This window comes from Burkholderia cepacia ATCC 25416, assembly GCF_001411495.1.
GTDB classification, from domain to species: domain Bacteria; phylum Pseudomonadota; class Gammaproteobacteria; order Burkholderiales; family Burkholderiaceae; genus Burkholderia; species Burkholderia cepacia.
Genome location: NZ_CP012983.1, coordinates 876,354 through 898,767 on the forward strand (window position 1 = coordinate 876,354; position 22,414 = coordinate 898,767).

Annotated in this window: 21 protein-coding genes; 11 read left to right on the forward strand and 10 right to left on the reverse strand. The window is 68.3% G+C overall.

Going from position 1 to position 22,414, the window contains the following annotated elements:
* Positions 1 to 22 precede the first annotated feature (22 nt).
* The 3 genes from APZ15_RS36060 to APZ15_RS36070 are packed head-to-tail and all read right to left on the reverse strand — an operon-like array spanning position 23 to position 3,228.
* Positions 23 to 1,492 carry an alginate export family protein gene (locus APZ15_RS36060; protein WP_027792611.1) on the reverse strand — a complete coding sequence of 490 codons (1,470 nt, stop codon included), beginning with the start codon at positions 1,490 to 1,492 and terminating at the stop codon, positions 23 to 25.
* 14 nt (positions 1,493 to 1,506) lie between these two features.
* Positions 1,507 to 2,448: a glyoxalase gene (locus APZ15_RS36065; RefSeq protein WP_027792610.1), complete on the reverse strand. Its 942-nt coding sequence runs from the start codon at positions 2,446 to 2,448 to the stop codon at positions 1,507 to 1,509.
* Between the two features lie 48 nt (positions 2,449 to 2,496).
* Positions 2,497 to 3,228 (reverse strand): YoaK family protein, encoded by a 732-nt coding sequence (locus tag APZ15_RS36070; protein WP_027792609.1) that lies wholly within the window; start codon positions 3,226 to 3,228, stop codon positions 2,497 to 2,499.
* Positions 3,229 to 3,572: 344 nt separating this feature from the next.
* On the opposite strand from APZ15_RS36070, the gene APZ15_RS36075 reads away from it, so the two are divergent.
* From APZ15_RS36075 to APZ15_RS36085, 3 genes are all read left to right on the forward strand, one after another.
* The gene (locus tag APZ15_RS36075; RefSeq protein WP_027792608.1) at positions 3,573 to 4,292 is read left to right on the forward strand and encodes a TetR/AcrR family transcriptional regulator; all 720 of its coding nucleotides are present in this window, start codon (positions 3,573 to 3,575) and stop codon (positions 4,290 to 4,292) included.
* 294 nt (positions 4,293 to 4,586) lie between these two features.
* Positions 4,587 to 5,462, forward strand: coding sequence for an alpha/beta fold hydrolase (locus tag APZ15_RS36080; RefSeq protein WP_027792607.1), 876 nt, complete (start codon positions 4,587 to 4,589; stop codon positions 5,460 to 5,462).
* A 39-nt stretch (positions 5,463 to 5,501) separates the two neighbouring features.
* A complete protein-coding gene (locus tag APZ15_RS36085) occupies positions 5,502 to 6,644 on the forward strand; it encodes an FAD binding domain-containing protein (RefSeq protein WP_027792606.1) in 1,143 nt (380 codons plus the stop codon).
* Positions 6,645 to 6,695: 51 nt separating this feature from the next.
* Here APZ15_RS36085 and APZ15_RS36090 read toward each other — a convergent pair whose 3' ends face one another.
* On the reverse strand, positions 6,696 to 7,970 hold the full coding sequence (locus APZ15_RS36090) for a hypothetical protein (protein ID WP_027792605.1): 1,275 nt from the start codon (positions 7,968 to 7,970) through the stop codon (positions 6,696 to 6,698).
* Here APZ15_RS36090 and APZ15_RS41545 point away from each other — a divergent pair.
* Positions 7,935 to 8,255, forward strand: a complete 321-nt coding sequence (locus APZ15_RS41545) for a hypothetical protein (RefSeq protein WP_138143358.1) — start codon at positions 7,935 to 7,937, stop codon at positions 8,253 to 8,255. The genes APZ15_RS36090 and APZ15_RS41545 overlap by 36 nt on opposite strands.
* Positions 8,256 to 8,376: 121 nt before the next feature.
* A complete protein-coding gene (locus tag APZ15_RS36095) occupies positions 8,377 to 8,697 on the forward strand; it encodes a hypothetical protein (protein ID WP_027792604.1) in 321 nt (106 codons plus the stop codon).
* Positions 8,698 to 8,780: 83 nt separating this feature from the next.
* On the opposite strand, the gene APZ15_RS36100 is transcribed toward APZ15_RS36095, so the two are convergent.
* Both APZ15_RS36100 and APZ15_RS36105 read right to left on the reverse strand, forming a co-directional pair.
* Positions 8,781 to 9,782: an ABC transporter substrate-binding protein gene (locus tag APZ15_RS36100; protein ID WP_027792603.1), complete on the reverse strand. Its 1,002-nt coding sequence runs from the start codon at positions 9,780 to 9,782 to the stop codon at positions 8,781 to 8,783.
* A gap of 52 nt (positions 9,783 to 9,834) precedes the next feature.
* Complete coding sequence (locus APZ15_RS36105) at positions 9,835 to 10,179, reverse strand: DUF3088 domain-containing protein (RefSeq protein WP_027792602.1); 345 nt, start codon at positions 10,177 to 10,179, stop codon at positions 9,835 to 9,837.
* 487 nt (positions 10,180 to 10,666) lie between these two features.
* On the opposite strand from APZ15_RS36105, the gene APZ15_RS36115 reads away from it, so the two are divergent.
* Both APZ15_RS36115 and APZ15_RS36120 read left to right on the forward strand, forming a co-directional pair.
* Positions 10,667 to 11,851, forward strand: a complete 1,185-nt coding sequence (locus tag APZ15_RS36115; protein WP_027792600.1) for a porin — start codon at positions 10,667 to 10,669, stop codon at positions 11,849 to 11,851.
* Between the two features lie 273 nt (positions 11,852 to 12,124).
* Positions 12,125 to 13,312 carry an LLM class flavin-dependent oxidoreductase gene (locus APZ15_RS36120; protein ID WP_027792599.1) on the forward strand — a complete coding sequence of 396 codons (1,188 nt, stop codon included), beginning with the start codon at positions 12,125 to 12,127 and terminating at the stop codon, positions 13,310 to 13,312.
* 55 nt (positions 13,313 to 13,367) lie between these two features.
* On the opposite strand, the gene APZ15_RS36125 is transcribed toward APZ15_RS36120, so the two are convergent.
* The gene (locus APZ15_RS36125) at positions 13,368 to 14,585 is read right to left on the reverse strand and encodes an acyl-CoA dehydrogenase family protein (protein ID WP_027792598.1); all 1,218 of its coding nucleotides are present in this window, start codon (positions 14,583 to 14,585) and stop codon (positions 13,368 to 13,370) included.
* A gap of 225 nt (positions 14,586 to 14,810) precedes the next feature.
* Complete coding sequence (locus APZ15_RS36130; protein WP_027792597.1) at positions 14,811 to 16,052, reverse strand: DKNYY domain-containing protein; 1,242 nt, start codon at positions 16,050 to 16,052, stop codon at positions 14,811 to 14,813.
* Between the two features lie 299 nt (positions 16,053 to 16,351).
* Between APZ15_RS36130 and APZ15_RS36135 the strand changes: the two genes are divergently transcribed.
* Both APZ15_RS36135 and APZ15_RS36140 read left to right on the forward strand, forming a co-directional pair.
* Entirely contained in the window at positions 16,352 to 16,636 is a 285-nt protein-coding gene (locus APZ15_RS36135) for a helix-turn-helix domain-containing protein (protein ID WP_021158233.1), read from the forward strand.
* Positions 16,626 to 17,930, forward strand: coding sequence for a HipA domain-containing protein (locus tag APZ15_RS36140; RefSeq protein WP_027792596.1), 1,305 nt, complete (start codon positions 16,626 to 16,628; stop codon positions 17,928 to 17,930). The genes APZ15_RS36135 and APZ15_RS36140 overlap by 11 nt, the downstream gene beginning before the upstream one ends.
* 92 nt (positions 17,931 to 18,022) lie before the next feature.
* Here APZ15_RS36140 and APZ15_RS36145 read toward each other — a convergent pair whose 3' ends face one another.
* Both APZ15_RS36145 and APZ15_RS36150 read right to left on the reverse strand, forming a co-directional pair.
* Positions 18,023 to 19,060 (reverse strand): LysR family transcriptional regulator, encoded by a 1,038-nt coding sequence (locus tag APZ15_RS36145; protein ID WP_027792595.1) that lies wholly within the window; start codon positions 19,058 to 19,060, stop codon positions 18,023 to 18,025.
* Between the two features lie 79 nt (positions 19,061 to 19,139).
* Entirely contained in the window at positions 19,140 to 19,883 is a 744-nt protein-coding gene (locus APZ15_RS36150; RefSeq protein ID WP_027792594.1) for an SDR family oxidoreductase, read from the reverse strand.
* Positions 19,884 to 20,075: 192 nt separating this feature from the next.
* On the opposite strand from APZ15_RS36150, the gene pdxR reads away from it, so the two are divergent.
* Together pdxR and APZ15_RS36160 are read left to right on the forward strand one after the other, a co-directional pair.
* Entirely contained in the window at positions 20,076 to 21,593 is a 1,518-nt protein-coding gene (gene pdxR / locus APZ15_RS36155; protein ID WP_027792593.1) for a MocR-like pyridoxine biosynthesis transcription factor PdxR, read from the forward strand.
* 290 nt (positions 21,594 to 21,883) lie between these two features.
* Positions 21,884 to 22,384: an Ohr family peroxiredoxin gene (locus APZ15_RS36160; RefSeq protein ID WP_027792592.1), complete on the forward strand. Its 501-nt coding sequence runs from the start codon at positions 21,884 to 21,886 to the stop codon at positions 22,382 to 22,384.
* Positions 22,385 to 22,414: the final 30 nt, after the last annotated feature.

Here is a 22,414-nt window from a genome sequence, read left to right on the forward strand (position 1 = left end):
CCGCGCGACGCGCGGCGCCGCGCTACCAGCCGAACTTCGCTTCGACGCCTACGTAGTCGGCATTGCGCGCGCCGAGCGCGCGGATCGAGTCGGCGATCTGGAAGTGCACGGCCTCGACGGCCAGCGCCATGTTCGGATTGACGAGCCAGTCCACGCGGGCCTGCGCATACATCCCCGTGTACGAACCGCCCTTGCCGGCCGTGCCGGGCACCGCCGACATCCCCTGCCCGTAGATCGCGTCGGCCGTCGTCTCGCGCCACTGGAAACCGACCGCGGTCAGCACCGTCACGCTGCTCGACGGCTTGAACGTCAGCGACGGCTTCACGTGAATCAGGTTGCTGTAGCCGGTGTAGCCCGCGAGCGTGAAGTAATAACCGTTCGGGAACAGCGGGTTGAAGGTGCCCATGCGTCCGTCGCCGGGATGCTTGTCGCCCGATGCGCCGTCGACCTGGATGCCGACGCGCGGCGTGCCCGGCGTCTTCGCGAACGTGTAGCCGCCCAGCGCGCCGAATGCCCACGCGCCGATCGTGTCCTGGCCGATGTGCCCGGTCTGGAGCATCGCCTCGACGTCCCAGTCGAACCCGCTGGACTTGCCCGCGTAGCGCATGTCGAACACGTCGCGCCGCTCGGTGCCGGCCCCCGCGACATAGCGCGCGTTGTCGCGCGTATAACGCGACCAGTACGCCGACAGGTCGCCGGGGCCCGTGTTGGTGCGCTCGACACGCACGCCGTCGAACCGCAGGTGCCGGTTCGACACGTCGTCGAACGCCGCGTCGTTGCGATACTGCACCGGGCGCGTCACATAGCCGATCAGCCGCCACTTGCCGATTTCGTAATCCGCCCACAGCGCGTCGAACGCCTGGCGCACGTTCGGGCCGTCGCGCACCGACACGAACCGCTGCAGGTCGTACGCCATCTCCTGCCGGCCGATCCGCGCCTTGAACGTGCCGCCGCCGATCTGGTCGACATACGCGACGAACGCCTGCTCGATGTCGAACTGATCCTTGTCGACGGGCGACACCGTGTCCTTGCCGAACGGCCGCGCATCGACGAACTGGACGAATGCCTGGAAATGCCCGGCGTAACGCAGGTCCGCATGCACCGTCGCACGCTGGATCACGTAGTTGTCGTCGTGCGCGGCGCCGAGCCCGAACAGCGGCGCGTTGTTCAGCTCGAAGCGCTCGCGCAGGTTCGCGCCGAGCGACAGGTAGGTCGACGGGTCGCCGCCGAGCGGGATGTACTTCAGCGCATCGCCCGGCTGGCGCGGCACGCACGGGTTCGCGAGCACCGACCAGTCCTCCTGCCAGCGGTTGAACAGCACCGTGGGCCGCTTCGCGGTACACGTCGTGCCGGCGGCCGGGGCCGGCGAAGCTGTCGAAGCTGTCGAAGCCGCCGAAGCGGCATCCTCGGCCCCGGCCGCCGTACCCGCATAGCCCGCGACGCCGCCCGCCAGCACGGCGGCCGGCAGCACGCGGCGCCAGGCGCGCCCCATCGACCCGCGCTCCATCACTTCGACCGCGCGTGGATCTCGGCGACGTAGCCGCCCGGGAACTGCACGAGCGCCGCATCGCGCCCGTCCGACGTGAACGTCGGCACCAGCACGGTCACGCCCGCGGCCTGCGCCTGCTTCAGCGTCGCGGCCAGGTCCGGCACTTCATAGCCGGTCATCTCGCGGCCGAACGGGTAAGGCAGATGGCCGTCGGTGGCGAGCACGGTCATCTTGCCGAAACCCGATTCGATGCGGATGCGGCGATACGTATCGTTCGGCCGGCCGATCTCGATGCCCGGCGCCTTGCGCACGTCGGACACCACCTTGCCGCGCGAGAACGCGACGAAGTCGTGCACCAGCTTGCTCGCGCTTTCCGGCGACACGTACACGCGGTTTTCCGGCACCGTCTGCAGCGGGTCGTATTTCGGCGCTTGCGTGTGCCAGTAGAGCTGCATGTTCACGCCGCCCGGCCAGCGGATGATCGCGTCGCGGCCGATCGGGTCAGGGAACGTGTCGACGACGACGTCCGCGCCGTGCGCGCGCGCCGATTTCATCGCGACGTCCATGTCGGTGACGAGGTAGCCGGTACGCTCCTCGCAGAACGGATAGGGGATCGGCGTCTTGAAGCCGAACACCGAGATCGTGCCGGCCGGCGTGAACACGAGCTGCGACATCGTCTGGCTCGGCGTCGGCGTGACCTGGAACACGCCCTGCTTCGACTTGCTGCCGCCGAACGTCGCGACGAAGCTGTCGGTGAAGCGGTCGAAATCCTCCGGCGCGACGCACACGTGCGTCGTGTCGTACTGCGGGCCGACCGCGACAGCCGGCACCTTCGCGGACGTCGTCTCGAGCAGGCGCGTCTCGTCGGCATGGGCCGGCGCGGTGGCCAGCAATGCGCCGAGCACGGCCGCCGACGCGGCCGTCAGCCGCCATGCCTGTTGCAATTTCAGTGCGATCATCGGGTTCTCCTTGAAAGTGGCACGCGCGGCCACATGCCGCGCGCGCATTCAGCGTGACGTCGGCCGCTCGTCGGGCCGACCGGATTGATAGGCGAGGAAGCACAGCACCGCGAGCGGCAGCGCGAGCGCCCAGAACGCCGCGAACAGATAGGCCATCGCACCCGCGCCGGCGCCGAGCGCGAAGCCCGCGACCGGCGGCAGCGTGCGCCGCAGCCGCACGCGCGCGGCTTCGCGTTCGGCCGGCGCGGCGAGCGGCACCAGCCAGTCGAATGCATCGATCACCGCCTGCGTGACGTTGCCCGTCATCACCGTGTTGGCGACGACCGAGCGGGCCGTCAACCGCGCGTGCGCGTTCTGGACGCCCATCGCCGCGGCGCCGAGGAGACCGCACAGGATCGTCCTCGGCGCGTCGGCATCGGCGATCGGCGAGGCCATCACGCCGGCCAGCATGAAGCCGGCCAGCAGCACGGCCTGCAGCGCATACAGCGAACGCGCACGCACGCCGTGGCCCAGCTGGCGCATCCGGTGGTCGAGCACGCGCGCGACGACGATGCCCGCGATGAAGGACGGAAACGCGAGCCACTTGATCGCGAGCCCTTGCCCGACGCCGGCCAGGCCCGAGCCGATCAGGATGAAGTTGCCGGTGACGTGCGCGGTGAACAGGCCGAACAGCGCGACGAAGCCGAGCGTGTCGACATATCCCGCGATCGACGCGAGAAACACGTCCTCGCCGCGCACGCGGTCGGGCACGGCGCCCGCGGTTACCGGCTGCGACGGCATGACCCGGTTTCCTGGATGGTGGCGCCGGCGCCCGGCGAGATCTGATAACGCATGTTCCGCTCCGGTTGCGCCGACCGGCCCGGCTTGCCGACTGGCATCCGGCCCGTGCGGCGGTTCGGAAGCCAGACTAGTGAAGGCTGACCTTAATGTCATGGCGGCCGCCTGAATTTTTCTGAATCGGCGGCGGGCTCGCGTGGCCGGGGAGCCGGGCCGGCACGACGCGGTTTGCGCCCCGCACCGGCCCTGCAGCGCGCCGAAAGCCCCGCCGCGCACGGCATGCGGCGCGTCAATCGTGCTATTTTTCGATCGATAGTTAACGCAGGCGCACCATCGGGAGCCGATGCATGACCGAAAGAAAACGCAGCACGCCGGCCCGCGAGCGCGGGACGGACGCCGACGGCAACGCCGTCACGCCGGGCCGCCGGCTCGCGCCGGAAGCGCGCGAGCGGCAGATCGTCGAGAAGGCGATCGAGCACTTCGCGACGCACGGCTTTTCCGGCAGCACCCGCGAGCTCGCGCGGCAGATCGGCGTCACCCAGCCGCTGCTGTACCGCTACTTCCCGAGCAAGGAAGCGCTGATCGACCGCGTGTACGACGAGATCTACACGTGGAACCCCGACTGGGAAAAACTGATCGGCGACCGCACGGTGTCGCTGCAGGAGCGGCTCGTCGCGTTTTATCGCGACTATGCGCAAACCATCCTGCGGCGCGAATGGATCCGCACGTTCATCTTCGCGGGGCTCAGCCGCGAGGGGTTCAACACGCGTTACCTGTCGCGGCTGCGCGAACGCGTGTTCCTGCCGGTGCTGCGCGAGCTGCGGCACGAATACGACATCGCGACGCCCACCACCGAGGCCCAGCGCAATGCGGAAGTCGAGCTGGTCTGGAGCCTGCACGCGAGCATCTTCTATTTCGGCGTGCGCAAGTGGGTCTACGGCCTGCCGGTGCCCGACGATCTCGACACCGAGATCGAACGGCTGATCGACGCGTTCCTGCACGGCACGCCCGCCGCGCTGAAGCAGCTCACGTCGGACGCACCCGCGCGGCGGCGCCGGCGCGGCTGACACGGATGGCAGGCATGCCGGACGACGACGGTCGCATCGTCGTCCGGCATGTTCACGTTCGTGCCTCTTCGTCAGGCCCGCACGCGACGGGACGCCACCGGCCGAGCGAATCACACGGGGATCGGCAACCGCCTGCCACGGCCGGCCCGTGACCAGGCAAGCCGGTTCCGGCCGTGCGCGCAATCACGCGAATTCAGAACAATTTATCCGGCGCGCCGCACGATTCGCCTATTCTCGAAAGGCATTTGCGGCCGCGCCGGTTTCGCGCGGGCCGAACCGAACAGCGACCGACCCATGACCCTCTCCATGCCCTCGATCACCCATCACACCGTCACCGCGAACGGCATCCGCCAGCACTACATCGACGCCGGCAGCGGGCCTGCCGTCGTGCTGCTGCACGGCTTCCCCGAGACCAGCTTCGCGTGGCGCTTCCAGATTCCCGCGCTCGCGCAGCGCTACCGCGTGATTGCGCCCGACCTGCGCGGTTACGGCGAAACCGACAAGCCGGCCGCCGGTTACGACAAGCGCAACATGGCGCGCGACGTCGCCGGGCTGCTCGACGCGCTCGGCATCGGCCGCATCGCGCTCGTCGGGCACGACCGCGGCGCGCGCGTCGCGACGCGTTTCGCGAAGGACTTCCCCGAGCGCGTCGACCGGCTCGTCGTGATGGACAACGTGCCGACGCGCATCGTCGCGCAGAACATGACCGCGCAAACGGCGCGCGCGTACTGGTTCTTCCTGTTCCACCAGGTGCCGGATCTGCCCGAGGCGCTGATCGCCGGCAAGGAAGCCGAGTGGCTCAGCCACTTCTTCTCCGACTGGTGCTACAACCCGCACGCGATCTCCGGCGACGCGTTCGACACCTACGTGCGCGCGTACCGGCGCCCGGGCGCCGTGCGCGGCGCGCTGGCCGACTATCGCGCGAACGCCGAGGACGTGCAGCAGGATCTCGTCGACGCGGACGTCAAGATCGCGTGCCCGACGATGGCGCTCTGGGGCGAGGATTTCTACGCGGTCGGCAAGATGTTCGACATGAAATCCGTGTGGGAAAGCATGGCGACGGACCTGCGCGCCGAGCCGATCGCACAGTGCGGGCACCTGCCGCAAGAGGAGCAGCCGGAGCGCGTGAACGCGCTGCTGCTCGACTTCCTGCAGCACTGGGAAGGCTGATTCGATGCGCGCGCAACGAACCATCGGGAGGCTGGCAGCATGAGCGACGTTTCGGGCCCGCTGGCGGTCGTGATCGGCGGATCGGTGGGCGGGCTGTTCACCGCCACCTCACTGCGGGCGGCCGGCTGGCGCGTCAAGGTCTTCGAGCAATCGCCGAACGAGCTCGACAGCCGCGGCGGCGGCATCGTGCTGCAAGCGCCGATCGAACGCGCGTTCGCGTTCGGCGGCGTGCCCGTGCCGCACGATGCGGGTGTCGATTCGGGTGACCGGATCTATCTCGACGAGCACGACCGGATCGTGCAGCGCCTGACCATGCCGCAGACGCAGACCGCGTGGAACGTGATCTACACGGCGCTGAAGCGCGCGCTGCCCGCCGGCGTCGTGCACGGCGGCGTGTCGTTCGAGCGCTTCGAGCAGGAGGGCGACCGCGTGATCGCGCACTTCGCGGACGGCCGGGTCGAGCCGGCCGACCTGCTGGTCGGCGCCGACGGCGGCCGCTCGAACGTGCGCGCGCAACTGCTGCCCGATGCGCGGCCCGCGTATGCGGGTTATGTCGCGTGGCGCGGGCTCGTCGACGAGCACTTGCTGCCGGCCCCGGTGCTCGACGTGCTGCGCGACCGCTTCACGTTCCAGCAAGGCGACGCGCACCTGTTCCTCACCTATCTGGTCCCCGGCCGCGACGGCGCGATCGAGCCGGGCAAGCGGCGCGTGAACTGGGTCTGGTACCGGCGGCTCGCACCGGCGAGCCTGCCGTCGCTGTTTCTCGAGCGGGACGGCACGCAGCGCGACGGTTCGCTGCCGCCCGGCGCGATGCGCGACGACAACCGGCTCGAACTCGTGGACGCGGGCCGCCGGATGCTGGCGCCCACGCTCGCCGCGCTCGTCGACGCGACGCAGGCGCCGTTCGCGCAGGCGATCCTCGATCTCTCGGTCGAGCGCATGGCGTTCGGCCGCGCGGTGCTGCTCGGCGACGCGGCCTGCCTCGTGCGGCCGCATACGGCCGCGGGCGTCGCGAAAGCGGCGGAGAATGCGGTCGGGCTCGCCGAGGCGCTGCGCGGCGTCGTGCACGGCCCCGCGTTCGACGCCGCGCTGGCGGGCTGGGAAAGCCGTCAGCTCGCGACCAACGCAGCGCTGTCCGACCTCGGCATCTCGCTCGGTACGCGGATCATGGGGCGCGCGTGACCGTCCGGCGGTGCGCGCCGCTCCGGTCGATCGCGCATGCGGGCCGGGCCGTCACGCGTGGCGCACGACGATATCCCACGCGGTATGACACGCCTGCCCCGGCAGCGTCAGCGCGCGCAGCACCACCCGATCGCCCTGCTGCGTCGCGACGCTGAACTTATGCGGCGCCAGCAGCGCGACCGTCGCGCCGTTGTGCTCCAGTTGCAAGCCCGGCGCCGCAGGCTGGCCGCTCAGATGCGACAGCCAGATGTCCAGCACCATCCGGTCGCGCGTCACCGCGAATTCGACCGTGTGCGCCGCCCACGCATTCAGTGCATGGCCCTGCGGGTTGCGGAACGACGGCCCCGCGGCCAGACGCGGCACGTTCGCCAGTACGTCCTCGTGCGCGGCCAGCACCGACAACCCGCTCGCGACGAAGCGTTCGGGCTGAAGCAGGCCGGGATCGGCCGGCTGCGCGCGCTTGCCGGCTTCGGGCGCCAGCGCGAACGCCTGCCCGAGCGCGATCGCATGCTCGGCATGACGCGCCAGGTAGCGCCAGTGATTCAGGAAGCGCACGTCGCCCGTCATGTGCAGGCCACGGATCGGTTTGCCCTGATGCTCGAGCACGATGCGGACCGCGTCGAAATCGTGCCGCTCGTGCAGCCCCCATTTCGTGACGAAATTCTGCTCGCAGCCCACGAGCCGCACGTGGCCGCGGCCGCCCCACAGATGCAGGAAGGTCGTGTCCAGCCCGTAGATCGCCGCGAAGTCCCGGCCGATCCTGCCGGCCTGTTCGCGGACAAACCGCGCGAATCGCGCCCAGGGCTCGCGGCCGCCGACCACGAGCCCCGCCTGTAGCGGCTGCCCCAGCCGCTCGAGCACGTCCTGCACGCACTGGTGGATCAGCGCGTCGCGCCGTTCGCCGATGAGCGGCGTCATCACGAACGCGCAGAAGTGCGCATCCGGCGCGACGTGAAGGGCGTCGTCGTGCGGCACGACGTCGAAGATGTCGAACCGCGGCCCCGGGAACCAGATGTCGGCATCGTAGAGCGCGAGCGTCTGCAACGCCGGATCGGTGTCGAAGATCGCGGCCGCGGAGATGTAGCGGTCCCAGGCAAGGTCGCCGACGCCCGCCGCCGCGTACACCTCGATCCCGTTCGCGCGCAGCCGCTGCTGCTTCTCGTCGGACAACCCGTAGCCGATGACGCCGATGCGCCCCCGGTAGTCCGTCGCGCGCAGCGAGACGATGAACGGGATGACCATTTCGTACCAGGCCTGCGCGTTGTCGTCGATCGCGAACGCGACGAGTTGATGGCGGTCGGTCTCGTTGTTGTCGGACGTGTTCATGCGTGTGATGAGATTGGTCAGTCCGTCGTTCCGATCGGTCTGGCTGCCGGTGTTCCTTTACACGCGACGCCGATTATCGGAAGGCAGTCGAATACCCGTTATCGTCATACGATTGCGAGCGATATCCATTCGGCGGCGGCCCGTTCGCCGGGGCCGTTCGCCGGAAAATGGATGCTCGATTTTTACCACGGCGCGATATTCCCGCGCGACCTGAAAATGCGTCGCGATCCGGAACATTTGTTAAATAGCTTGAATGACCGACAACCGGCCGGCAATTTGCCTTAACATCCGGCCGTCATCTCGACTGACGCCGATCACGGTTGACCGACCCTGGACTCCGGCCGTGGCTTTCATTTTTCAGGTGCCCGAACGCGGCGCCGATTTCATCCGGACGCTACGACCGATCATGTTCCAAACCCCGGGAGATTCATTCGTCAACGGCTCGTTGCTGGGCCTGTGCGTCGAGGTGCCGCTCGCCGCGCTGGTGTCGCTCGCCATGCACGGCGTCGACTGGAACGGGCAGCGCATCGCGATGCTGATCGCCACGCCGGTGCTGCTCGCCTGCATTGCGCTGCTGACCCGCCCGGTCGCATTCAGCACGGTATGGAAGCACAAGCGCTCGCCGTTCGTGCTCGACGACAACGTGCGTGCGTCGATCTACGGCCGGCTCTGCGGGATCGCGCTCGGGCTCGTGTTCGGCATCATGGTCGCGACGACGTTCGCCTGATCCCGCCGAGCCGGCGCGCCCGACGAAACCTGCGTCGGGCCTGAAGCCGCCGGCTCACGAGCAAGTCTTCCCGGCGCATCGCGTCACGCCGATGCCACCAGCGTGTTGAACGACGTATCCCACAACGGCGCGACATTCGCCGGCCCGTCGAGCACGCCGATCCGCGCGAACACATCCGCGACCTGCTGATGCTGCGCCACCACGTCGGGCGTCACCGGCAGCAACGCATAGTCTTCGCTGCGCTGGTCGAACATCGCGACGAGATCGGCCACCGGCACGCGCGTCTCCTGGTTCTGCACCCGCGCGTAGTCGCCGAAATGCCCGTTCGCCCACGCATACGCGCGCCGGAACCGCAGCAGCAGATCGCCCGTCGCCGCACGACGGCGCGCATCGTCGAGCGTGCGCGGGTTCGCGTACACCGGGAAATTGCCCGACAGATAACCCTTCCCCGTCTTCAGCACGCGCGCCCCGTAACGATTGCGCGCGAGCTGGCCGTTGTAGCCGTAGATCGCCCACGCGTCGATGTCGCCGCGATCGTAGGCCGACAACCCGTCGGTCGGCGACAGGTGGTTGATCGGCTGGATGTCGTCGAAGCCCAGGCCAGCTTCCGTAAGCTGGCGATACAGGAAGTAGTGCGACGTCGTCGCGCGCACGTAGCCGACGCGCTTGCCCTTCAGGTCCGCGATGCTGCGGATCGGCGTGTCCTTGCGTGCGAGCGTGACCTGGTTGTTCAGGTCTTCGCGCACGCGGGTGATGAGCCGGACGCTGGCCTTCTGGCGCGCGGCGAACACGGCCGGAATTTCGCTGCCCGAACCGATATCGAGCGCATCTGCATTGAGCGCCTCGATGTGCAGCACGCCGTTGTTCAGCTCGCGCCAGTCGATCCGGTACGGTGTGTCGCCGAGGCCGGCCGCCTGCAGCAGTGCGCGCCAGCCGCCCTTGTAGGTCGCGACGCGCAACGTCGTGCCGGCGAGATCGGCGTTGACGGCCGGCGTGGCGAACGCGGCCTTTGCGGCGAACGGCGCCGCCACGGCCGCGGCGCCGGCAAGAATCAGGCGGCGGCGCGCCGCCGACGTTGACGCCATCGAATCCTCCTGTCGATCGGTTGCGAATTGAGCGGAAGCCTGCGCGGCTGCATCAATGCAGCACCGGGAACCCGTGGCGCTCGGCCAGCAGCTCGAGGATGCGGCGCGCGTCGGTGACGAACCGCACGTCGCCGAGCGTCTGCGCGTCGTCCGGCGCCGGCTGGTCGCGACCGAGCACGAGGACCGGCAAGCCCTGGTGCGCATCGTCGAGCGCCTCGATCACCGCGTGGCGCGGCCGCTCGAAGCCGACGCGCTTCACGTCGATGCGGCCGGCATGCTCGGGCGCGCTCGCCAGCAGCCCCTCGATCGACAAACCGTGCGGACAGACGAAACGCTGGCCCGGATGCTTCGGGTCGGCAAAACCCGGTTCCAGCAAAAACAGTACATCGCGACTCATGTCAAACGGCTCCCGTGTTCGTTGTTCAGCCGGGACGCATGCGCACGTCGGCGCCGTCATGGTCCCGGAGCAGGCCGGCCCGCGGCCGGATGCCCGACTCTACCGTTGCGCGTCGCACCGCCCTACCAACGTTTTGAGAAATCGATATGCCGGCGCGCATAGCGCATCGATCGTGCGCCGCACAGACGGCCGTTGCGTAAATGCATCGCCCGTTGCATCGCGGACATTGCGGATATCGAACCATTTCATCGATCGATATGACGGCGGCCGCGGGTAGCCGGCGCCCGACGTTCGCCGTTCGAGCGATGCGTTCGCCGCAGCAGGGGTGCCGGACGCGATCGCGACGCACATGCCGGACTTGCAGCAATGCACATTACAAATCGGCCGCGCAGCGATTTACAAACCACGGATCGACCGTTCGCCGGTTCAACCCGCGTCAATAGCATCGTGCTCCTTACAGTCTTACTCATAAAAACAGAGGAAAGTCATGATCAAAAAAACGATAGTCCTGGGTTTGGTTTCGATCGGTTCGGTCAGCGCGCATGCGCAGAGTTCGGTCACGTTGTACGGCGTCGTCGATGCCGGTTTCGCCTATACGAACAACCAGGGCGGCGCGAGCAACATCCAGCAGACGAGCGGCAAGCTGAGCGGCAGCCGCTGGGGCCTGAAAGGCGTGGAAGATCTCGGTGGCGGCCTGCAGGCGGTCTTCACGCTCGAAAGCGGGTTCCGGCCGAGCGACGGCGGGCTCGGCCAGGGCGGCCGGCTGTTCGGCCGTTCCGCGTACGTGGGCCTGGCCAAGTCCGGCATCGGCACGCTGACCTTCGGCCGCCAGTACGAGCCGATCACCGATCTCGTCGCGCAGTACTCGGGGTCCGGCTTCTGGTCGCCGGCCACGCACGTGGGCGACAACGACAACATGAACCAGAGCTTCCGCCTGAACAACGCGGTGAAGTTCCGCAGCGACACGATCGCCGGCTTCACGGCCGACCTGCTCTATGCGTTCAGCAACCAGGCGAACGGCGGCGCCGGCACCGGCTTCTCGAACAACAATGCGTGGGGCGTGTCGGCGAACTACGTGAACGGGCCGCTGTCGGTCGGCGGCGGTTACGTGCGACTCAATCACCCGAATGCGACGTCGAATACGACCGGCGCGGTGGGCGGCGCGACCTCGACCACCGGCAACGACTACAGCGGCGCGTTCTTCTACGGGCTGAACGGCGGTGTGCTCAAGCAGCAGATCGGCGTGGCGGGCGCGAACTACGCGCTCGGCCGCGCGACGCTCGGCTTCGCGTGGAGCCACACGCAGCTCAACTATCTCGACGGCTCGTCGCGCAAGTTCAACAACTACGACGTGAACGCGCGTTACCAGATCACGCCGGCGGCTACGCTGATCGGCGTCTATACGTTCACCGACGGGCGCGCGAGCGGCCTGCCGGGCACCGGCGGCCAGACGCTGAAGCCGCGCTGGCACCAGTTCACGCTCGGGTTCGACTATGCGCTGTCGAAGCGTACCGATATCTACGTGTCGGGCATCTACCAGCTCGCGGCCGGCGATGCGAGCACGGCGACGGCGGGCGGTTATCGCAGGATCGCGGCGATCTCGAACATCGGCAGCGCGTCGTCGACGAACCGCCAGGTCGCGCTCGTCAGCGGGCTGCGCGTGAAGTTCTGACGGCGTGCGCAGCGGGTGTGGTGCGATAAGCAAAGCGGGAATTGTTGTTTGCCGCGCCGTGCCCGGTTGCCGAGAATGTGCGTTTCCCGTGCGCTGCCCGCAGGCGCGATACGCGTTCGACGATGACCGACTCCCTCCCCGCGTGCCGCGCAGCAGCCGGCGTGCGGCACTGCGTCGGCACGCCGGCGCATCGGGCATCGCACCCGGGCGATTCGCCGCCGCACGTACCCGCCGTTGTCGCGCGGTGCGTGCCCAACCCGCAAGGAAGCCATCATGAGCGCCCCCTCCGTCGCCGCTCCGGTTGCGACGTCACCGTTCGTCGACGTCCGCTCGCCGGCGGACTTCCCCGACAGCCCCGTGTCGCGCGTGCTCGCACAGCCGCTGATGCTCGGGCTGTTCCTGCCGATCCAGGCCGGCGGCTGGAGCGCGTCGACGCTGCCGCGCACGACCGACTGGACGTTCGACTACAACGCCGAGCTGGTCGCGCGCGCGGAAGCGCTCGGCTTCGATCTCGTGTTCGCGCTGTCGCAATGGCTGCCGAAAGGCGGTTACGGCGGCGTGTTCGACGGCCACGCGCTCGACTCGTTCATGACGCTGGCCGCGCTGACCGCGCGCACCGAGCGGATCATCCTGGTCGCGACGAGCCATGTGCTGTACGGGCCGTGGCATCCGCTGCATTTCGCGAAGTTCACCGCGACGCTCGATCACATCTCGCGCGGGCGCTGGGGCATCAACGTCGTGACCGGTCATCGCGCCATCGAGCACGAGATGTTCGGCTGGAACCGGATCGAGCACGACCGGCGCTACGAGATGGCCGCCGAATTCGTCGACGCGGTGCAGCAGTTGTGGGCGCAACCGGACAATTTCAGCTACACGCCCGCGCTGTCGGGCTGGCGGCTGGGCGGCGCGTTCGTCACGCCGAAGCCACGCTACGGCCGCCCGCTGCTGATCAACGCGACCGGCTCCGACGCGGGCATCGAGTTCGCGGCGCGCTATTCGGACATCGTGTTCGTCACGAGCCCGGCCGGCCCCGACGCCGAACGCGCGATCGACGCCCTGCCCGCGCATACCGCGCGCGTGAAGGCGGCCGCCGCCGCGCGCGGCCGGACGATCCGCACGCTGCTCAACCCGCTCGTGATCTGCCGCGAAACGGCAGCCGAAGCGCGCGCGTATCGCGACGCGATCGTCGCGCATGCGGACGAAGGCAGCTTCCACCGTTTCGACAGCGACGCGCATGCGTGGCGAGGCGGCTTCGAACAACGCGCGCAGGCCGACGCGCGCGCGATCGGCGGCAACATCTCGATCACGGGTTCGCCGGAGGAAGTGGCGGACACCATCGTGCGGCTGCACCGCGCAGGCATCGACGGCATCCAGTTGAGCTTCTACGATTTCAAGCCCGATCTCGACTTCTTCGGCGAGCGCGTGCTGCCGCTGCTGCGCGACGCCGGCTTGCGGCGCTGACGCGGGCGGCGGACGTGTCGCCCGCCGCGGCGTTCACCGTTTCGACACGGCCGGGTCAGAACACGCGGCCTTCGGTGAGGTGCGTCGTCACGCCGTTCAGGTCGTAGTCGCCGATCACGCGCGCCTTGTGCAGCAGCGGGTTGTGGCTGAAGATCGTGCGCAGGTTGCGCCAGTGCCGGTCGAAGTTGTGTTCGCGCGCCGTCGCCGATGCCCCGCCGACTTCGAACAGCCGCTCGGCCGCGTGCAGCGCGAGCTTGCTGACGATGAGCTGCGTACGCGCGGTTGCGAGCGCGCTGTCGAGCACGCGTGCATCCGCATCGGCGTCGCCGGCCTCGATCGCGTCGGCGGAACGGTCGAGCGCCCGCGCGTTTTCGCGCACGAGCGCGTCGATCGCGTGACTGTGCGCGGACAGTTCGCCGACGACCTGCTGGATGAAGTGATCGTCGCGCGCGGTCGGCGCCGGGCTGTGCAGCACCGGGCGGCCGTGCGCGAGCACGTAACGGCGCGCATCGGCAACCACGTTGCGCACGATGCCCGCGCCCGTCGCGACGAGATGCAGCTGGCGCAGCGCGCCGCAATGGCGGCCGACGAGCGTCGAGCCGTCGCGCGGGGCCACTTCGTCCGCGAACACCTGCACGTCGTCGAGCAGCAGGCTGCCGCTCGCGGTCATGCGCTGGCCCATGCCGTCCCAGTCGTCGAGCACCTGCACGCCGTCGCGCGCGACGGGAATGATCACGGCGACCGCGTCGCCCTGCTCGTTCTCCACGTTGATGCGCGCGAAATCGGCGAACGCGGTGCCGGTCGAATAGTATTTGCGCCCCGTCACGCGATAGTGCTCGCCGTCCCGGCGCAGCACGGTGGTGTTCTCGCCCGGCCGCGACGTGCCGCGCTCGGTCGACGCACCGCCGAAGATCGCGCCGGCCAGTGCCCGCTCGAGCTGCACGTCGTTGAACGGCGTGCGCGGCGACAGCCGCAGCGTCTCGGTCTGGTCGTAGTGGATTCGCAGCGCGTGCGCGAGATTCGAATCGGCGGCGGCCAGCGTCGCGATCGTGTCGAACAGGTCGACCAGCGTGCCGCCGAGGCCGCCACGCGCGACCGGAATCCGCAGCACACCCAGCGCCGAGCGCCGGAAGCGTGCGAAGCCGTCGAACGGCAACTCGCGACGCGCCTCGCGTTGCGCGGCATCCTGCCCGATCGCGGTCGCGAGATCGGGCAGTGCGGCGAGCGCGTCGCGCAACGCGTCGCGCGGATCGACGGCATCACGGGCGGTCATTCTGCGGTTCCTTGTACGAGAAGTTCGGGAATGCCGCTGCGCGGTGCGATCGCGGCATCCGCGAACCGGCGCACATACGGCACCGCAAAGTATAGGGACGCCCCCGGTGTGCGTGAAAAGCCGATTTCAGCTTTTGTTATGCGTGTGCCGGGAATGGTCGAGCGACATCGCAGCGTCGCGCCATCGCGCGATACCCCGGCGCGGCGCGGTCGTGCGTGGCGACCGTCACGATTCCGTCGACGGGTCGGGTACGCGCACGATGCCCTCCGGATACCGGATGTCGATCAGCCCGTGCTTGTCGCGGATGCGGATCGGCGGCACGACCTCCACGCTCGCACGGTCGACGCCCTCGCACACGGCCAGGTTCGTATTGGTGCGGTAGTACACGCGCTGGTCGTCGACCGCAAAGGCCCAGTTCAGAAAGCGCAGGCTTCGTGCGTCGATTCCCGGCAACGGCTTGCGGTAGTTCTTCCCCCACAGCACGTGACCGTCGGCGTCGATCAGCATGTCGTGAAAGACGCCGCGCGCGGTCTCGACGTCGACGCGCCCCGGCTTCGTCACGATCTTGCCGTCGTAAAGGATCTGCGCGCCGAGCCGCGCATACCGGTAGCCGAGGCTCACCACGCCGGCCGGATCGTCGATGCCGCGCTTGCGCACACCGGCGCAGAACAGGTGCTTCGCATCCCGCGCGTACGCGCCGCCGATATGCGTCAGGCTGGCCACGTCGGCCTTGACGACGGTCAGGCGGCATGGGCCGCGATCGGGATCGTGGATGTCGCGCTCGACGTGGTAAGCCTGCCGTGCATCGCGATACCAGCCGCCGCCCAGGGGTTCCAGCGTGGCGGCATCGCCGTCGGCAACGAGCCCTTCGCCGGCATCGTCGTAGCTGAACGCGGCGCCGCCCGCGTAGTAGCGCAGCCCCGACGCATCGACGGCAAAGTGGTCGACCAGGTGCCGGAAGCTGCCCAGATCGAAGTTGTTGAGCGCGCGATACTGATGCCCGCTGCCGGTGCGGGCCCAGACGCGTTCGCCATCGCTGTGGAACGGCCCGCCGAGCGGGGCAAGCGGCTCGTTGCGCGTGTCGCGCCGCCGCCGCGCTTCCGCCTCCTCACGGCGCTGTGCCTCCTCGGCGTCGTAGATGGCCTGCTGCTCCGGCGTGACCCGCGCCGCATCCTCGTACTGCTGCATGTGGCGCGCATGCAGCGACTGCACGGTCGCGATGCAGTACACCGAATGCGGAACCGAGCGCAGATACAGCGCCCAGTCCTCGTCGTCGCACCGGTAGAACCAGTGGATTGCCTCACCGTCCCATCCGGCCGGGTCGGTGCGCGCGAGCAGCGCGGCCTTGACGTCCCGGACCTTGCCGGGCACGACGAAGGAAAGGCTGTAGCCGGTGTCACGGACGATGTCGAGGCTCTCATCCTCGAACAGGCTTCGCATCAGTTTTTCGAGTTCTTGCAAGGTCATGGGCGCGTGTCGACCCGGTGACGGGCCACGGAATGAACGGACGTGCGGCGGTCATTCTAACCATGGCGACGTGCGCTGCCCCGGCCTCCTTCGGGACATTCGGTCGATCCATCGCGTATCCGCCCGGATACGAACACGTCGACGGTCGTCATTTCGCCGCATCCGGTTCCCGATCGGGAACGAAACGAGCATTCCGTTGCCGGCACGGTCAATTCGTTTCCGTTCGGATACGAATTGATGCCTGCGCCAACGAGTTGTGCAATACTGTTCCCGATCAGATACGAAGCACGGAGGACGTCATGCACGAGATCCTGCCCGTCGGCACGATCGGCGCACTCGCCAACCTTATCCGCGCGGCACGGCTCCAGCAGGGATTTACGCGGGACGAACTCGCGAACGCCACGGGGCTTTCGCCGAAATTCATCAGCCAGGTGGAGGCCGGGAAACCCACCGCGCAGGTCGGCAAGATCCTGCTGCTGCTCGGCGAACTGGGCATCACTCTGCTCGCGCAATCGTCCATCGAGATTTCGGCGGCAAACGTGCTGAAGGCCGCGCAACGCCGCAGGAGCCGCCATGGCGAGTAGAACGCTGATCGCCTCCGCGAACGGGTTGCGCATGGGCGCGCTGACCGACGACAAAGGCGTCTGGTCGTTCACGTACGACGCGCAGTGGCCGGCATCGCCACGCGCGTACCCGCTGTCCCCCGCTTTCCCGCTGCGCGCCGGCACCTTCACCGACACCTCGACCGATCGCCCGGTCCAGTGGTTCTTCGACAACCTGCTGCCGGAAGAAGGCATGCGCACGTCGCTTGCGCGCGAGGCCAGGGTCGACGCCGCCGACGCGTGGGGCCTGCTCGCGTACTTCGGGCGCGAATCGGCCGGCGCGCTCACGCTGCTCGCGCAAGGCGAACAGGAAGCGGCCGGCAGCATGCAGCCGCTCCCGCTCGACGAACTCGAACGCCGCATCCAGGCGATGCCCGAGCGAGCGCTGACGGCCACCGCGCCCAAGCGCATGTCGGCGGCCGGCGCGCAGCAGAAGCTGCTGCTGATCCTGCGCGGCGACGCGCCGGACTACACGCTGTTCGAGCCGGTCGGCAGCGAACCGTCGATGCATCTGCTGAAACCGGACATGCGCGCCGCCGGCTATCCGCATTCGGCGATCAACGAGTTCTTCTGCATGAAGCTCGCGAAGCGGATGGGCCTCGACGTGCCCGACGTGCACTTTCTGCGCGCGCCGTCCGCATGCTACGTGATCGACCGTTTCGACCGCGATACCGCGTCGGAGCCGGCCGCACGGCTGCATACGATCGATGCGATGCAGTTGCTGAACTACGATCGCGGCTTCAAGTACCAGCGCGCGAACGCGGAAGAACTCGGCCGCGCGATCGGGCAGACCAGCACGCGCGCGCTGGCGCGCCTGTCGGTGTTCCGCTGGACGATCTTCAACGTGGTGGTCGGCAACGGCGACGCGCACCTGAAGAACCTGTCGTTCTTCGTCGACGCGCGCGGCTACCGGCTCGCGCCGTTTTACGACATCGTCAGCACGGTCGTCTATCACACGCCCACGCACCGGCCCGATCATCGCGGCGATCATTGGCCGCACTGCGAGCTGACGATGCCGCTCGGCGCGGCGGCGCGCTTCGCCGACATCGACCTGGGCGCGCTGGTCGCGTTCGGCCACGCGCTCGGGCTCAGGGAGAAGGCAGCCGAAAACGAGCTGCGGCGCTTTCTCGAACCGCTCGATCGCAGCGTCGCGCAGACGCTCGACGAAGTGCGCGAGGTCGCGCGCCCCGACGCCGGGGAAATGCGCCTGCTGAACTCGATCGTCTCGATGCCGATCGCGGAGATGGGCCGCGCGCTGCGGCAGGGGCGCGGGTAAGCGGCCGCGCACGGGTCGCGTGCCGTCCGCTCACCGCGGCCGATGCCTGACGAACCGGCCCCGGCCCGTGGTGAATGCCCTTCACAGGCTCGTCACGCCGCGAGTCCGGTCGGCGACGCAACCGCGACATCCGGATTGAACCGGGTCATGCAGTTCAGGTCGAGTGCGCGTATCTGCTCGGTCATGAAGTCGACGAAGATACGAATGCGCGTCGGAAGATGCTGCCGGCTGAGATAGCAGATATAGTGGCCGCGATCTTCCGGCACATGCTGCGCCAGCGCGACGACGAGTTCGCTCGAAGCGATATGGTCGCGGATCTGGTAACCCGCCATCTGCGCGATGCCCGAACCGTTCAGGACCGCACGCAGCACCAGGTCCGCGTCGTTGAACGTCAGCCGCGACTTCGGCAGGTATTTCTGCACGCGGCCGTCGACGTTGAACTCCCATTCGAATATGCGGCCGCTCGCAAAACGAAAGTTGATGCACTCGTGCCGGCCCAGATCCTCCAGACTCTGCGGAAGCCCGTGCGCGGCCACATACGACGGCGACGCGCAGAGCGCCATCTGCATCGGGATCAGTTGCCGGGCGATGATGCTCGAATCCTCGATGCGTCCATTGCGGAACGACACGTCGATTCGTTCGGATACCAGATCGACCGGCCGATCGTCGAGCAGCAGATCGATGACGATGTCGGGGTAGGCTTTCGCAAACGTTTCCAGCAGCGGCGCAACGATCTTCCGGCCGAAACCCACCGCCGAGCTGATCCGGATGAGGCCGCGCGGCGGCCCCTCCCGCAGTTCCAGCATGTCGTTCATGGCTTCGACGATCTGCGCCACGCCCTGGTGGCAGTTCTCGAAGAATCGCTGGCCTTCGCAGGTCAGTTCCGTCATGCGCGTGGTCCGCTGGAACAGCCGCGTACTCAACTGCGCCTCCAGCTTCTGGACGTTGCGGCTCACGGCCGGCCGACCGACGCCGAGACGTTCGGCGGCCTTGGTAAAGCTCCCCTCGCTCGCCACCGCGACGAACGCAAGGATGCCCGCGTAGCTTGCACCGAAGCTGGCCGACAATGCGTCGGCGCGCCCTGGCAAGTCGCGACGAACGCCGTGCTCCGACGTATCCGATCGATTCATTTCCGCTGCCCCCAGACATCCCGCCCATCCCGATTGCCCGTCGCAGGCGTACGCCTGCCCCCCACCTTCGACACGCGAATCAGCTTCCTGCGAGCCACCGGTCCAGGCCGATGGTGCCGAGTCGCGCTGCCCCGAGCGGCACGAGCGATCGTTCCTCGACGCGGCCGCCGTAATAGCGGGCCTCGCGATCGGTCACCACCGCACGCGTGTCGCCGACCGACTTCAGGTAGCGCGCGACGATCTCCGCGAACGGCGCGCGATCCGGGCCCGCGATCTCGACCGTGCCGTTCAGCGGCCCGGCCAGCGCGATCTGCGCGAGCAGCGCCGCGACGTCTTCCGCGGCAATCGGCTGAAACAGTCCGTCGCCGATGCGCACGGTCCCGTCTTCGGTGCCGGAATCCGCAATGCCGCCGATGAACTCCATGAATTGCGTGGCACGCACGATCGTGTACGGCACGCCGGCCGCCTCGATCGCCTGTTCCTGCGCGACCTTGGCCGCGAAATAGCCGTTCTCCGGCATCCGGTCGCAGCCGACGATCGACAGCGCGACGTGATGGCGCACGCCTGCGGCCACTTCGGCCTTGCCGAGATTGCGGGCCGACGTGCGGAAGAAATCCAGCACCGCCTGCGGTTCCCATGACGGCGCGTTCGCGACGTCCACGACGACGTCGGCGTCCGTCAATGCGTCGGTCAGGCCTTCGCCCGTGATGGAATTGACGCCGGTGCGCGGCGACGCCGCAAGCGCCTGGTGCCCTGCCTCGCCGAGCAACGTGACGACGCGTGAGCCGATCAGGCCCGAACCACCGATGACAACGATCTTCATCGCAAAATCTCCTGACGAAAGGGTTTTCCTGGAACGCGCGCGGCGTGTGACGCTCGCCGCCTCCGATGAAAACGGTCATGACCGTCGCATCGCATGGCGCAATTGTGGAAGAATCATGTCCTATCCATCAGTGCCAAGAATCGTCGATCGGACTGGTCCATGCCGTCCGCTCCCGTCGCCCACGAGACCGTGATGCCCGCCCAAACGCCCGCCCTGACCATCGAAATCGACCGGCACCATCAGTTGCCGATCTACCTGCAGATCTGCGAGCGATTCAGAACCGCGATCGCGGCGGGCCATCTGCGCCCCGGCGATCGCGTGCCCGCGCTGCGCGGCCTCGCGACGCAGCTGAACACGGCGCGCGGCACCGTCGAGCAGGCGTACACGATCCTGGTCGACGAGGGCTATCTGCAAATGCGCGGCGCGGCCGGCACGTTCGTCTCGCCGTCCCTGCCGAAATCGCTGACGCGGCCGACGCCCGCGCGCGGCGACGAGCAGGCATGGCGCCCCGACGACGCCCATCTCCGGATGCCGGGCAAGTCGCGCGAGCTTCCGCCTCCGCGCCGCCCACAGCCGATCGCGGTCGCGCTGAGCGGCGAGCCGCGCCCGTTGCAACCGGGGCTCCCCGCACTGGACGCGTTTCCGCGCAAGGTGTGGCACCGGCTCGTGTCTCAACGTGCACGCAGCGCCGAACGCGCGTTGCTCGGCTACCCGAATCCGGCCGGCTACCGGCCGCTACGCGAGCACATCGCCACCTATCTCGGCTTGTCGCGCGGCGTCACCTGCGTGCCGGAACAGGTGTTCATCACCGGCGGTTATCGCGCCACGCTGGAACTCGTGCTGCGCAGCCTCGCGCGGCCGAACGATCGCGTATGGTTCGAGGATCCCGGCTACCTGCTGGCCCGCACCTTCCTGTCCGAGACCGGTGTGCAGCTCGTTCCGGTACCGGTGGACGCCGAGGGCATCGACGTCGAGCGCGGCAAGCAGCTCGACGCGCACGCGCGCTTCGCGCTGGTGACGCCGTCGCATCAGAGCCCGCTCGGGCACACCCTGTCGCTTGCCCGGCGCATCGCGCTGCTGGACTGGGCGGAAAAGACGTCGGGCTGGATCGTCGAGGACGACTACGACAGCGAGTTTCGCTATCTCGGCCGCCCGCTGCAGGCGCTGAAGAGTCTCGACCGCCGGGATCACGTGATCTATTGCAGTACCTTCAGCAAGGCGATGTATCCCGGTTTGCGGCTCGCCTACGCGGTCGTGCCCGAGCGCGCGGTAGAGCGTGTCGATCGCGTCGCATGCAGCATGAATGCCGGCTCGCCGACCCTGCTGCAGGCCGCCCTGGCGGATTTCATCGAACAGGGGCACTTTGCCCGGCACCTGAAGCGCATGCGTGCGTTGTACGGCGAGCGGCGCACGCTGATCGTGAACGCATTGCGGCAGGCATTCGGCGAGCGGCTGATCGTCGAGCTGCCGCCCGGCGGAATCCAGTTCGCGGTGCAGTTCCCGGACGGGCCCGACGGGCCGGTCGACGACGTCGCCGTCGCCGCGCGCGCCCGCGAAGCGGGCCTTGCGATCCTGCCGCTCTCGATCTGGTATACGAACAGCCACACGCGGCAGACGCCGCGCGGGCTCGTCATCGGGTTCGCGAACATCGTCGATGCGGCCGAAGCGCACCGTCACGCGCACACGCTGCGCGCGTGCCTGGACCGCTGACGCACGAATTCGCGGCTGCGCCCGTCGCGCCGGGTTCCGGATTGGTGTCCGACGGGAAACAGACAATCGCCCTGAACGGCTATACCGCCGCCATGTGCACGCCTCTAGCATGGAAACGTCGTTCTTTCGTGGACGAACCAGGAATCAGGCTGCACCGGGCGATTGCCGTATTCGTCATACGATCGCTCGACACCCACCATTCGCGGCAGACGCAATTCGCGTGGGGCGTGCAGCCCCCTTCGCAAGACGTTTCGACCGTCGAAGCGCGTCGCTGAACTCGAGCAAGCATCATGGATGACAAGAAGCTGCAGGCCCCCTCGCTGTCTCTCCTCGACAGGTATCGGGGCCGTGACTTTCAACCCCTTTACACGACGACCGTCACCGTTTCCGGCGGTGAGACGGGACACGGCCGCGCATCCGGCGTGGCCCGCTCCGACGACGGCAATCTCGCGGTCGACCTGCGCCTGCCCGCCGAGTTCGGCGGGCCCGGCAACGGGACCAATCCGGAGCAGTTGTTCGCGGCAGGGTTCGCCGCGTGCTTCCACGGCGCGCTCAATCTGCTCGGGAAACGCGCCGAAATGGAGGCCCCCGATACGGCCGTGGAAGTGCAGGTGTCGTTCGGCCGCGACCCGATGGACGGTGGCTTTGCATTGCTCGTCGACGTTCGGGTGCGGATGCCTGGCGTCGATCGCAGCCTCGCGGAGGAAATGGTCCGCACCGCCGAGCGCCTGTGCCCGTATGCAAAGATGGCGCGGCAAGGCACCGTCAACATCATGACCGTCGTCGACTGAATCGACGCCTTGCGTGCCGCGGCGGCGTCT

Coding starts and splice junctions, on each gene's coding strand:
- APZ15_RS36060 (WP_027792611.1), bottom strand. CDS start 1,492: ATGGGGCGCGCCTGGCGCCGCGTGCTGCCGGCCGCCGTGCTGGCGGGC.
- APZ15_RS36065 (WP_027792610.1), bottom strand. CDS start 2,448: ATGATCGCACTGAAATTGCAACAGGCATGGCGGCTGACGGCCGCGTCG.
- APZ15_RS36070 (WP_027792609.1), bottom strand. CDS start 3,228: ATGCCGTCGCAGCCGGTAACCGCGGGCGCCGTGCCCGACCGCGTGCGC.
- APZ15_RS36075 (WP_027792608.1), top strand. CDS start 3,573: ATGACCGAAAGAAAACGCAGCACGCCGGCCCGCGAGCGCGGGACGGAC.
- APZ15_RS36080 (WP_027792607.1), top strand. CDS start 4,587: ATGACCCTCTCCATGCCCTCGATCACCCATCACACCGTCACCGCGAAC.
- APZ15_RS36085 (WP_027792606.1), top strand. CDS start 5,502: ATGAGCGACGTTTCGGGCCCGCTGGCGGTCGTGATCGGCGGATCGGTG.
- APZ15_RS41545 (WP_138143358.1), top strand. CDS start 7,935: ATGGCGGTCGGTCTCGTTGTTGTCGGACGTGTTCATGCGTGTGATGAG.
- APZ15_RS36090 (WP_027792605.1), bottom strand. CDS start 7,970: ATGAACACGTCCGACAACAACGAGACCGACCGCCATCAACTCGTCGCG.
- APZ15_RS36095 (WP_027792604.1), top strand. CDS start 8,377: ATGTTCCAAACCCCGGGAGATTCATTCGTCAACGGCTCGTTGCTGGGC.
- APZ15_RS36100 (WP_027792603.1), bottom strand. CDS start 9,782: ATGGCGTCAACGTCGGCGGCGCGCCGCCGCCTGATTCTTGCCGGCGCC.
- APZ15_RS36105 (WP_027792602.1), bottom strand. CDS start 10,179: ATGAGTCGCGATGTACTGTTTTTGCTGGAACCGGGTTTTGCCGACCCG.
- APZ15_RS36115 (WP_027792600.1), top strand. CDS start 10,667: ATGATCAAAAAAACGATAGTCCTGGGTTTGGTTTCGATCGGTTCGGTC.
- APZ15_RS36120 (WP_027792599.1), top strand. CDS start 12,125: ATGAGCGCCCCCTCCGTCGCCGCTCCGGTTGCGACGTCACCGTTCGTC.
- APZ15_RS36125 (WP_027792598.1), bottom strand. CDS start 14,585: ATGACCGCCCGTGATGCCGTCGATCCGCGCGACGCGTTGCGCGACGCG.
- APZ15_RS36130 (WP_027792597.1), bottom strand. CDS start 16,052: ATGACCTTGCAAGAACTCGAAAAACTGATGCGAAGCCTGTTCGAGGAT.
- APZ15_RS36135 (WP_021158233.1), top strand. CDS start 16,352: ATGCACGAGATCCTGCCCGTCGGCACGATCGGCGCACTCGCCAACCTT.
- APZ15_RS36140 (WP_027792596.1), top strand. CDS start 16,626: ATGGCGAGTAGAACGCTGATCGCCTCCGCGAACGGGTTGCGCATGGGC.
- APZ15_RS36145 (WP_027792595.1), bottom strand. CDS start 19,060: ATGAATCGATCGGATACGTCGGAGCACGGCGTTCGTCGCGACTTGCCA.
- APZ15_RS36150 (WP_027792594.1), bottom strand. CDS start 19,883: ATGAAGATCGTTGTCATCGGTGGTTCGGGCCTGATCGGCTCACGCGTC.
- pdxR (WP_027792593.1), top strand. CDS start 20,076: ATGCCCGCCCAAACGCCCGCCCTGACCATCGAAATCGACCGGCACCAT.
- APZ15_RS36160 (WP_027792592.1), top strand. CDS start 21,884: ATGGATGACAAGAAGCTGCAGGCCCCCTCGCTGTCTCTCCTCGACAGG.